The organism is Streptomyces sp. NPDC050263 (assembly GCF_040655955.1).
GTDB lineage: Bacteria > Actinomycetota > Actinomycetes > Streptomycetales > Streptomycetaceae > Streptomyces.
In genome coordinates this window covers 23,279-32,850 of record NZ_JBFAKW010000101.1, presented here as the reverse complement: position 1 = coordinate 32,850, position 9,572 = coordinate 23,279, and the positions used below count along the sequence as shown (strand labels likewise).

General features: G+C 72.2%; 7 protein-coding genes. 4 read left to right on the top strand and 3 right to left on the bottom strand.

Going from position 1 to position 9,572, the window contains the following annotated elements; translation table 11 throughout:
- Positions 1-1,130, top strand: a 1,130-nt coding sequence (locus AB0J04_RS33560) for an SAM-dependent methyltransferase (RefSeq protein WP_363172374.1), incomplete at its 5' end; no start/stop codon positions are given.
- 51 nt (positions 1,131-1,181) lie between these two features.
- On the opposite strand, the gene AB0J04_RS33555 is transcribed toward AB0J04_RS33560, so the two are convergent.
- Positions 1,182-2,333 carry an NADH-quinone oxidoreductase subunit D gene (locus AB0J04_RS33555; RefSeq protein WP_363172373.1) on the bottom strand — a complete coding sequence of 384 codons (1,152 nt, stop codon included), beginning with the start codon at positions 2,331-2,333 and terminating at the stop codon, positions 1,182-1,184.
- Between the two features lie 32 nt (positions 2,334-2,365).
- Between AB0J04_RS33555 and AB0J04_RS33550 the strand changes: the two genes are divergently transcribed.
- Positions 2,366-2,869: a PH domain-containing protein gene (locus tag AB0J04_RS33550; protein ID WP_363172372.1), complete on the top strand. Its 504-nt coding sequence runs from the start codon at positions 2,366-2,368 to the stop codon at positions 2,867-2,869.
- Between the two features lie 32 nt (positions 2,870-2,901).
- A complete protein-coding gene (locus AB0J04_RS33545; RefSeq protein ID WP_363172379.1) occupies positions 2,902-4,248 on the top strand; it encodes a PH domain-containing protein in 1,347 nt (448 codons plus the stop codon).
- Positions 4,249-4,252: 4 nt separating this feature from the next.
- Here the strand turns inward: AB0J04_RS33545 and AB0J04_RS33540 are convergent, their stop codons facing one another.
- Entirely contained in the window at positions 4,253-5,689 is a 1,437-nt protein-coding gene (locus tag AB0J04_RS33540) for a hypothetical protein (protein WP_363172371.1), read from the bottom strand.
- 582 nt (positions 5,690-6,271) lie between these two features.
- The gene (locus AB0J04_RS33535) at positions 6,272-7,399 is read right to left on the bottom strand and encodes an alpha/beta hydrolase-fold protein (protein WP_363172370.1); all 1,128 of its coding nucleotides are present in this window, start codon (positions 7,397-7,399) and stop codon (positions 6,272-6,274) included.
- A 236-nt stretch (positions 7,400-7,635) separates the two neighbouring features.
- Here AB0J04_RS33535 and AB0J04_RS33530 point away from each other — a divergent pair, with 236 nt between their 5' ends.
- Positions 7,636-9,447 (top strand): phosphatidylglycerol lysyltransferase domain-containing protein, encoded by a 1,812-nt coding sequence (locus AB0J04_RS33530; protein WP_363172378.1) that lies wholly within the window; start codon positions 7,636-7,638, stop codon positions 9,445-9,447.
- The last annotated feature ends 125 nt before the right edge of the window (positions 9,448-9,572 follow it).

The window sequence follows — 9,572 nt, the reverse complement described above, 5'->3', positions numbered from 1 at the left end:
GCACGGACGGCACGGACGGCACGGACGGCACGGACGGCACGGACGGCACGGACGGCACGGACGGCACGGACGGCACGGACGGCACGGACGGCACGGACGGCACGGACGGTCCGAGCAGTACAGGTGGCACAGGCGGCACAGGCTGCACAGGCTGCACAGGCTGCACAGGCGGCTTCTACCGGCGGGCCGAGGGCCCTGCCGGACACTTCCGTACGTCCGTGCACGCCTCGCCGCTCTTCGCCGCGGCCGTGGCCCGGCTGCTGTGCCGGGTCGACGAGGCTCTGGGCGGGCCCGCGTCGCTCGACTTCGTCGACATGGCCGCCGGCCGGGGCGAACTGGTCACCGCGGTCCTGGCCGCGCTCCCCGCCGACGTGGCCGCACGCACACGCGCGTACGCCGTCGAGATCGCCGGCCGCCCCGAGGGCCTAGCTCACCGGATCGAGTGGCTGTCCGAGCCCCCGCGAGAGGTCACCGGGCTGCTGTTCGCCAACGAGTGGCTGGACAACGTCCCCGTCGAGGTCGCGGAGGTCGACTCCGCGGGGGTGGCTCGGCTGGTGCTCGTCCGGGACGACGGGGCCGAGCGGCTCGGGGAGCCGGTGTCGGGCCCGCAGGCGCGGTGGCTCGCGCGGTGGTGGCCGCTGGCCGGCGAGGAGGGGCTGCGGGCGGAGATCGGACTCCCCCGGGACACGGCGTGGGCGTCCGCCGTAGCGTGCGTCGTACGGGGGCTCGCGGTCGCGGTGGACTACGCGCACTCGGCGGGCGCACGCCCCCCGTTCGGCACGCTCACCGGCTTCCGGGAGGGCCGCGAGACGGCCCCCGTGCCGGACGGGACCTGCGACATCACGGCCCACGTCGCGCTGGACGCGTGCGCGGCGGCGGGTGGCACGGAAGCCGGCGAGTCGGGCCTGCCCGCGCGCCTGCTCACCCAGCGCGCCGCCCTGCGCGCCCTGGGCATCGCGGGCGCACGCCCCCCGCTCGCGCTCGCCTCCACGGACCCCGCCGGTTATGTGCGCGCCCTCGCGAATGCCGGGGAGGCCGCCGAGCTCACCGCGCCGGGCGGACTCGGCGACTTCGGCTGGCTGCTCCAGCCGGTGGGAGTTCCGGACCCACTCGCCGACACCGACCCGTGACGCCGACGTGTGGCGCCCGCGTGCAGCGCGCCTGCATGCAGCGCCTGGCGCCTACTTGTCGATGTCTCCCACCACGAAGAACATCGACCCCAGGATCGCCACCATGTCCGCGACGAGCGTGCCCGGGAGCAGTTCGGTGAGCGCCTGGATGTTGTTGTACGACGCGGAGCGCAGCTTCAGCCGGTACGGCGTCTTCTCGCCCTTGCTGACGAGGTAGTAGCCGTTGATGCCGAGAGGGTTCTCGGTCCACGCGTACGTGTGCCCCTCCGGCGCCTTGAGGACCTTCGGGAGCCGCTGGTTGATCGGGCCGGGCGGCAGGTCCGCGAGGCGGTCCAGGCAGGCGTCCGCGAGGTCGAGCGCGTTGTGCGTCTGTTCCAGGAGGCACTCGAAGCGGGCGAGGCAGTCGCCCTCGGTCCGGGTCACCACCTTCAGGGTGTCCTGGAGCTCCCCGTACGCGAGATAGGGCTCGTCGCGGCGCAGGTCGAAGTCGACGCCCGAGCCGCGCGCGATCGGCCCGCTCACGCCGTACGCGTGGACGTGCTCCGGCGCGAGGGTGCCCACGTCCCGCGTGCGTCCCCGGAAGATCTCGTTGCCGAGCACGAGGTCGTCGAAGACGTCCATGCGGGAGCGCACGGCAGCCACGGCGGCACGCGCACGTGTGGACCAACCGGCCGGCAGGTCCTCCTTCAGGCCGCCGACGCGGTTGAACATGTAGTGCATACGCCCGCCGGAGACCTCCTCCATGACGTTCTGGAGCACCTCGCGCTCGCGGAAGGCGTAGAAGACCGGTGTGATGCCGCCCAGCTCCAGGGGGTAGGACCCAAGGAACATCAGGTGGTTGAGGACCCGGTTCAGCTCGGCGAGCAGCGTGCGGGTCCACACCGCGCGCGGGGGGACCTCCATGCCGAGCATCCGCTCCACCGCGAGGACCACGCCCAGCTCGTTGGAGAACGCCGACAGCCAGTCGTGACGGTTGGCCAGCATGACGATCTGGCGGTAGTCGCGCGCTTCGAACAGCTTCTCCGCGCCGCGGTGCATGTAGCCGATCACCGGCTCCGCGTGCCGGATGCGCTCGCCGTCCAGGACGAGCCGCAACCGCAGCACGCCGTGCGTGGAGGGATGCTGGGGGCCGATGTTGAGCACCATGTCGGTGCTCTCCGCGGCACCGCCGATCCCGACCGTGGTCTCCGTCATAGGAGTCATGGGCAACAGTCTCTCCTACGTACGCTGGCCGTATGGAAACGGGGAGCCCGGCGGGCGTGGAGACGGCAGGGGCCGGACCGGTGTGGACGGGGCTGCCGCGAGGGCTGCTGCGGATGCGACGGCTGTTGCTGGTGGTGTGGCTGGGGCTGGCGGCCGTCGGCATCGGAGTGTTGCTCGGCCTGCTGGCCGGCCCCGCGTGGGCCGCGTTCGCACTGCTGCCGCTGGCCGGCATCGGCTGGGGCTGGGTGCTGCTCGGCCGCAACTGGCGCTCCTGGCGGTACGCCGAGCGCGCCGACGACCTGCTGATCAGCCGGGGAGTGCTGTGGCGCGAGGAGACCGTCGTGCCGTACGGGCGCATGCAGCTCGTCGAGGTCGCCTCCGGTCCCGTGGAGCGCCACTTCGGGCTGGCCAGCGTCCAGCTGCACACCGCGGCCGCCGCCACCGACGCGACCATCCCGGGCCTCGAACCGGCCGAGGCGGAACGGTTGCGCGACCGGCTCACCGAGCTCGGCGAGGCCCGATCGGCGGGGCTGTGACCACCCCGGGCGTCGAGAGCGGCGTACCGGACCTGCCAGACGCGCCTGAAGGCGGGCCCGAGGGGCCCGCCGCCCGACCGCAGCGGCCGGTGACCGAACGCCGGCTGCATCCCGTGACGCCGTTCCGGCGCGCCTGGGCGCCCATCGCGGTTCTCGTCGGGTGGGCCGTCCACGACCCGAACCAGGCGCAGGAACAGCTGACCCGGCTGACCACGACCACCCTGCTGATCGCGCTCGCCGTCGTCGTCCCCGCCGCTTCCCTCTACGGCTTCCTGACCTGGTGGTTCACCCACTTCGCGGTGACGGACAGCGAGCTGCGCATCCGGACCGGGCTGCTGTTCCGGCGCACCGCGCACATCCGGCTGGAGCGCATCCAGGCGATCGACGTCGGTCAGCCGCTGCTGGCCCGGATCGCGGGCGTCGCCAAGCTCCGCCTGGACGTGGTCGGCGCCGAGAAGAAGGACGAACTCGCCTTCCTGGGCGAGGAGGACGCCCGCACGCTACGGGCGGAGCTGCTCGCGCGGGCGGCCGGTTTCGCGCCGGAGACGGCGCACGAAGTCGGGGAAGCACCCGCGCGTGAGCTGTTGCGCGTGCCGGCGCGCAAACTCGCGCTCGCGTTGGTGCTGACCGGCGCGACCTGGGGCTCGCTCGCCGCCGCGCTCGTCGTGCCGCCCGTGCTGTGGCTGGCCACCCACAGCGTGTGGACGGTCCTCGCGACCGGCGTGCCGCTGCTCGGCGCGGCGGGCGCGAGCAGCGTGGGCCGGTTCGTCGGCGAGTACGACTGGACGGTGGGCGAGTCGCCTGACGGGCTGCGGATCGACCACGGGCTGCTGGACCGTACGCACGAGACGGTGCCGCCCGGCCGCGTGCAGACCGTGCGGATCGTCCAGCCGCTGCTGTGGCGCCGGCTCGGCTGGGTGCGCGTCGAGCTGGACGTCGCCGGCTCCGCGAACTCGGTGCTCGTGCCGGTCGCCCCTCGCGAGGCCGCGGAGGGCGTCGTCGCGCGCGTGCTGCCCGGAGTGACCGTCCCGGCCGAGGTCTCGCTGTCGCGTCCGCCGCGCCGGGCCGGGCGGTGTGTGCCGATGTGGTGGCGGGGCTACGGAATCGCCGTCACGGACGCGGCGTTCGCCTCCCGGCACGGACTGCTGCGGCGGAGGCTGTCGCTCGTGCCGCACGCGAAGGTGCAGAGCGTACGGCTGACGCAAGGTCCCTGGCAGCGTCTCTGGCGCCTCGCGGACGTCCATGTGGACACGGGGGCCGACAAGACGGTCACAGCCCGGCTGCGGGACGCACAGGAGGCCGCGGAGCTGCTCCGGGGCCAGGCGGAGCGGTCGAGGACCGGGCGCCTGGACGCCCGGCCCGACCGGTGGATGGCGTAGCGCGTCAGGAGACGGCGCTGCGCAGGCCCTGGAGGTCGATCTGCTCGGTCTCGTCGTGGGCGGTCAGGTCGATGACCTGGCCCACCCCGCGCGACGCCTCGTCCAGCGGTTTGAACTCCGCCTCGGACTCGGCCTTGTGCAGTGCGAGGGCCTCCTGGCCGACGACGTCGGCGAGGTCCTCGTTCTGGACCGCCTCCAGAGCCTCTGACGTCGACGCGCTCTTCGTGCCGAAGAAGTCGAACCCGCCCTCGGCCGTCGGCCGCCGCAGGGGCTGCGCGGCCGGTACGTAGGCGACGGCGGTCGGCACGGCGAAGTGACCGGAGGGGCGCTGCACGGAAGCCGCGGGACGGCGGACGAGCGCCGCGGCCCGGGCGGCGGCGGGGGCGGGTGCGGTGACCGGGGCGCCACCGGGGCCGCGGTCCAGGGGCGGCTCGGGCAGCACGGTTCCGGCGTCGGCGGCACCCGCCTTCGCGGTGGCCGGGGCCGCCTCAGGAGCGTCCGCTTCCACGTCGTCGGTCTCCTGGGCGGGAGCCTGCGCGGCGGGGGCCTCGTTCGCCGGGCCCGTGTCCTGCGGGGTCTCGTCGTCCTCGGCGGCCTGGTGGTGGGGGGCGGCCGCGCGCGCGTGCTCGTCGACCGCCTCGGGCTTCCCCCGTACTTCGTCCTCCTGAGCGGCCTCCGCCTCGGCGTCGGCAGGGTCCTCGCTCCGCGCCGCCTTGACGCCGTCGACGTCGAACCGCGCGAGGGCCGCCTGCGCCCGCAGGAACAGCTTGGACCCCTCGGGGGAGAAGGCCGCTGGAGCCTTCGGCTCCTCGTCCGCGGACTCGTCGGACCCGTCGGACCCGACGACCTCGGTGGACTCGTCGGACTCGACGACGGCCTCGGTCGACTCGGCCTCGGTCGACTCGGCCGTCTCCTTGGCCTCGCCGTCGTCCGGCGCCTGAATATCGTCCTGTGCCGCGCGGGCGGCCGGCAGCGCCGGGGTGGGCGCGGCCTCTATCTCGAGGAGACGGCGGCCTTCCAGGGCGCTGGCGCGCTCGGTCTCGGCGGTGGCGTAGCGGCGCAGCAGCGCGGCGTGCTCGTTGCGCAGGCCCGCCAGTTCGGTGCGTTTGGCCCGCAGCCGCTGCTCCAGCTTGACCCGCAACTCACGCGATTCGTCGAGGTCGCTCTCCAACTCGGCGACGCGTTCCTCGAAGCGCCACTCGTCACCGGCACGCGCGCGCGTGAGGTCGGCGACCTGTTTGCCGGCCTGGATGTCCCAATGGCGCATCACGACCGCGCCGACGATCGCCGTCGCCGCGGCGGCCGCGGCCAGAACTCGGAGCAGCGTCGGCTCCGTGAACACCCAGGGGCCGAAGGCGCAGACAAGGGAAACGCCTGCGATCGCCGTGGGAGGCAGCAGCCTGTGCAAAGGCGGGGAATGGCGGTGACGTCCACGTGGCATGGCCAGAAACTTACCGCGCGTAGGCGATTGTTGGCGCCCCGCCCCGCAAAAACACAGTCATACCGAAGCCTTCACACGGCATCAGGAAACGGCCTGCGTTCCGCGTAATTCGACGCGCCTAGAGTAACGATAGGCCCCTGACCTGCGGAGACGCTCCCGAGGGGCCTGGTGGGGCGTTTCTCTAGGCATAGAGAAACGCCCAGGTCAGAGCGGTGTCGATGTGTGCCGAGGTTCCAGCAATGCGGCGAATCGCGACCGAGCAAAACCATATACTCCAGGGCAAATCGGCGACTCCTGTGCCGAGCAGGGCTCCGCCCCTCTATCGTGGCACCCGGCTTGATCCACCAGGCGTCGCCTGCCAGCCCCCTGGCAGTCCGATCTAGAAGCTGTCCTGACCTGCGAAAACATCGGGCCCTAGAGAAACGGCCTGCAGCGCCCGAAGAGGCGAAACTGCAGGCCAGTTGGCATGCCCTGGCTCTATGAGCTCCGAATTGCGCGGAACGCAGGAACGGGGGAGTCGCCGAATTCCACAAGTGGCAAGATCATTTCCGGGCAGGGGCGCCGGTCCGGGAGCCCCTGCGCTCACCGGGCGCTCAGCCGCCCGCTGATCCACTCCAGCGTCGGCGGGATCTCCCGCCGCCAGGTGTTGAAGTTGTGCCCACCGCTTTCCAGGATGATCGACGAGATCCTCGTCCGGCCCGTTGCCTTCGCCAGCCCTATGAACTTCAGCGTGGCCTTGTAGTTGGATTCGCCCTCCTTGCTGCTGGTGACGAGCAGCGAGGTCTTGGGAGCCGAACGATTCTTCAGATACCAGAGCAGATCCGCCTCATTGCGCAGCTCCTTGTTCCCCTGGAAGAGGTCCCCCGTGGTCGGGTCGATCGGCGCCTTGTAGTACGCCGACAGACCCGCGCCGGCCGCATAGACCTCCGGGTGGTGCATCGCCAGCTTCAGCGCGCAGTAACCGCCCGTGGAGTCCCCGATGATTCCCCAGCTGCCGGGCTTCTTGCCCACCCTGTAGTGGGCCGTCACGGCGTCCGGCAGGTCCTTGGCGAAGAACGACTCGGTCTGCGGGCCCCCCGGGATGTCCACGCACTCCGTGTCCCGCGGCGGCGCCACCGTCGGCCGCATCATCACCAAAATCATCGGCTGCATGCGCCCGCCCTCGGCGAGCTGCCGCGCGGTGCGCGGGTAGTGCAGCTTGTCCACCAGCGCCTCTGCCGTACCGGGGTAGCCCGTGAGGACCACGGCCGCCGGGAACGTGCGCGTGCGGTACTCCGGAGCGAAGTACTCCGGCGGCAGATACACGTACGCGGGCGTGGCGATGTGCGTCGTGCGCCCTTGGATGGCGATCTTCTGGATCTGGCCGCCGAACTCCGGACGCCCGCCACCGCCGCCGTCCACGCGCCGCGTGTCGACCACCTTCAACGGCCCCGCCGGGGCGCCTCCCTCCGCGTGGTCGACGACCACGCCCCGGTCCGTCTCCTGACCGAACAGGTCCGCCCAGCTGGCGTAGAAGCCGAACGCCTGATTGGCGGAGAGGCCTATGGACGCGAAGAGCGCCAACTGCGTGGCCAACAGCAGCCCGATCCGCCCGCTGACGGCTCGCCAGCTGCGCTTGGCCAGCCGCGGCCAGAGCCAGACCGTGCCGACGAACAGCAGCACGGCGAACAGCACTGACAGCAGCAGCACTTTGTTACTCGTGAGACCCATGCGTTGGTTTCCTGCCTGCTCTCCGTCTGGGATCACGCCCGCTCCCCCCGACTCCTTCGCGAGGGCTTGTCCCGGACTTTCCTTCGCCTTTTCAGTGGCTTTGAGGAGCTGAGTGAACCTCAGCCCCCAAGACACCGTCCTAGAGGGCGCAATGTCGCCGGATGCCCGAATCGGCACCGGATCCAAGGTCTCTCGCGGAACTACGGGATGCGATGTCTGTCACGGAAGATGCGGAACTGTCGGGCGGGGTTCCGCGCGGATCAAGCCGGGTGCGGCGGATAGTACGAGGTCCGCGCCCTGAGTCCGTTCCCGCCCTGGTCGCCAGGGCCTGTGCCCTCGTGGGCCTGCTCGACGTAGCCGCGGGCGTCTTCCCGCGGTTCCGGAACAGCCGTATGCACACCGTCGCCGAGGTGCTGCCCGGCGCGTTCGGGCCGTTCGCGGCCGCGCTGTCGCTCAGCGCCGGCATCCTGCTGCTGCTCCTCGCGCACGGCCTCAGGCGCAGCAAGCGGCGCGCGTGGCGGGCCGCGGTGGTGCTGCTCCCGGCGGGCGCGATCGCGCAGTTCGTGTACCGGCACTCGGTCGTGGGCGCGCTCATCTCGGTCGCGATCCTGGTGCCGCTGCTGGTGCACCGCGAACAGTTCGCCGCGCTGCCCGACCCGCGCAGCCGCTGGCGCGCGCTCGCCAACTTCGTCCTCATGGGCGCCGGTTCCCTCGGTCTCGGACTGATCATCGTCAGCGTCCACCCGAACCGCCTGATCGGCGACCCGAGCCTGGCCGATCGCATTACGCACGTCCTGTACGGCCTCTTCGGCTTCGAAGGCCCGGTCGACTACGCGGGCAACACGTCCTGGACCGTCGCCTTCTCCCTGGGCGCGCTCGGCTGGATCACCGCGGTCACCACGATCTACCTCGCCTTCCGCCCCGAGCACCCGGCCGCCCGCCTGACCGAGGAGGACGAGAGCCGCCTGCGCGCCCTGCTGGAGAAGCACGGCCGCCGTGACTCCCTCGGCCACTTCGCGCTGCGCCGCGACAAGGCCGTCGTCTTCTCCCCCAGCGGCAAGGCGGCGGTGACCTACCGCGTCGTCTCCGGCGTGATGCTCGCCAGCGGCGACCCCATCGGCGACGTCGAGGCCTGGCCGGGCGCCATCGAGCGCTTCATGGACGAGGCCAAGGCCCACTCCTGGACCCCCGCCGTCATGGGCTGCTCGGAGACGGGCGGCGAGGTGTGGACCCGGGAGACCGGCCTGGACGCCCTCGAACTGGGCGACGAGGCGGTGGTGGACGTGGCGGATTTCTCCCTCGCCGGCCGCGCGATGCGCAACGTGCGCCAGATGGTCAAGCGCATCGAACGCGCCGGTTACGAGACCCGGGTACGGCGCGTCCGTGACCTCGGCGACGCCGAACTGGAGCGCATCCGGCGGGCCGCGGAGGACTGGCGCGGCACCGACACCGAGCGCGGCTTCTCGATGGCCCTGGGCCGCGTCGGCGACACCGCCGACGGGGACTGCCTCATCGCCACCGCCCACAAGACCGACCCCGAGCCCGGCGAGTACGGCGACCTGAAGGCGATCCTGCACTTCGTGCCCTGGGGCCCGGACGGCGCCTCCCTGGACCTGATGCGCCGGGACCGCTCGGCCGACCCGGGCATGAACGAACTGCTGATCGTCGCCGCCCTCCAGGCCGCCCCGAAGTTCGGCATCGCGCGCGTGTCGCTGAACTTCGCCATGTTCCGCTCGGCGCTGGCCCGCGGCGAGAAGATCGGCGCCGGCCCGGTGCTGCGCGCCTGGCGCGGACTGCTCGTGTTCCTCTCGCGCTGGTTCCAGATCGAGTCGCTGTACAAGTTCAACGCCAAGTTCCAGCCCCGCTGGGAGCCCCGCTTCGTCGTCTACCGGGCCTCCGGCGACCTCCCCCGCATCGGCTTCGCCGCCATGCAGGCCGAGGGCTTCGTCAACCTCGCTCTGCCCCTGCCCCGCTTCCTGCGCCGTCGCTCCAAGCCGGCACGCGCGTGTGCGCACACCGTGGCGGAGCGCGACGTACGGGCGGCATAGCCGCAGCCGCGCCGGTCCGGCAGGAATCGGGCCCGGGCCACCGAGACCGGTCCGGGCGGAAGCCCAGCCCCCCAGCCCTGGGGCTTCCGCCCGGGCCGCACCACGGCTCGGCTCCTTCCGGGGCC